Below are 1,538 nucleotides of genomic sequence, written 5' to 3'. Positions count from 1 at the left end.
CATTCTTTTACGGAGAGTTTGATCCTGGCTCAGGATGAACGCTGGCGGCGTGCTTAACACATGCAAGTCGAACGGTGAAGCCCAGCTTGCTGGGTGGATCAGTGGCGAACGGGTGAGTAACACGTGAGCAATCTGCCCTTGACTCTGGGATAAGCGCTGGAAACGGCGTCTAATACTGGATATGAACTGTGGCCGCATGGTCGGCAGTTGGAAAGAATTTCGGTCAAGGATGAGCTCGCGGCCTATCAGCTTGTTGGTGAGGTAATGGCTCACCAAGGCGTCGACGGGTAGCCGGCCTGAGAGGGTGACCGGCCACACTGGGACTGAGACACGGCCCAGACTCCTACGGGAGGCAGCAGTGGGGAATATTGCACAATGGGCGCAAGCCTGATGCAGCAACGCCGCGTGAGGGATGACGGCCTTCGGGTTGTAAACCTCTTTTAGCAGGGAAGAAGCGAAAGTGACGGTACCTGCAGAAAAAGCACCGGCTAACTACGTGCCAGCAGCCGCGGTAATACGTAGGGTGCAAGCGTTATCCGGAATTATTGGGCGTAAAGAGCTCGTAGGCGGTTTGTCGCGTCTGCTGTGAAAACTGGAGGCTCAACCTCCAGCCTGCAGTGGGTACGGGCAGACTAGAGTGCGGTAGGGGAGATTGGAATTCCTGGTGTAGCGGTGGAATGCGCAGATATCAGGAGGAACACCGATGGCGAAGGCAGATCTCTGGGCCGTAACTGACGCTGAGGAGCGAAAGGGTGGGGAGCAAACAGGCTTAGATACCCTGGTAGTCCACCCCGTAAACGTTGGGAACTAGTTGTGGGGTCCATTCCACGGATTCCGTGACGCAGCTAACGCATTAAGTTCCCCGCCTGGGGAGTACGGCCGCAAGGCTAAAACTCAAAGGAATTGACGGGGACCCGCACAAGCGGCGGAGCATGCGGATTAATTCGATGCAACGCGAAGAACCTTACCAAGGCTTGACATATACGAGAACGGGCCAGAAATGGTCAACTCTTTGGACACTCGTAAACAGGTGGTGCATGGTTGTCGTCAGCTCGTGTCGTGAGATGTTGGGTTAAGTCCCGCAACGAGCGCAACCCTCGTTCTATGTTGCCAGCACGTAATGGTGGGAACTCATGGGATACTGCCGGGGTCAACTCGGAGGAAGGTGGGGATGACGTCAAATCATCATGCCCCTTATGTCTTGGGCTTCACGCATGCTACAATGGCCGGTACAAAGGGCTGCAATACCGTAAGGTGGAGCGAATCCCAAAAAGCCGGTCCCAGTTCGGATTGAGGTCTGCAACTCGACCTCATGAAGTCGGAGTCGCTAGTAATCGCAGATCAGCAACGCTGCGGTGAATACGTTCCCGGGTCTTGTACACACCGCCCGTCAAGTCATGAAAGTCGGTAACACCTGAAGCCGGTGGCCCAACCCTTGTGGAGGGAGCCGTCGAAGGTGGGATTGGTAATTAGGACTAAGTCGTAACAAGGTAGCCGTACCGGAAGGTGCGGCTGGATCACCTCCTTTCTAAGGAGCA

At 55.5% G+C, this 1,538-nt stretch carries 1 rRNA gene; it reads left to right on the top strand.

The window, feature by feature from the left end:
- Positions 1-6: 6 nt before the first annotated feature.
- Positions 7-1,528: ribosomal RNA gene (locus tag Q0653_RS13980) — 16S ribosomal RNA — on the top strand.
- Positions 1,529-1,538: the final 10 nt, after the last annotated feature.

It is taken from the genome of uncultured Microbacterium sp., assembly GCF_947488465.1.
Classification (GTDB): domain Bacteria; phylum Actinomycetota; class Actinomycetes; order Actinomycetales; family Microbacteriaceae; genus Microbacterium.
Note: the sequence above shows the minus strand (reverse complement) of the source record. Positions and strands in the feature narration are given on the sequence as shown.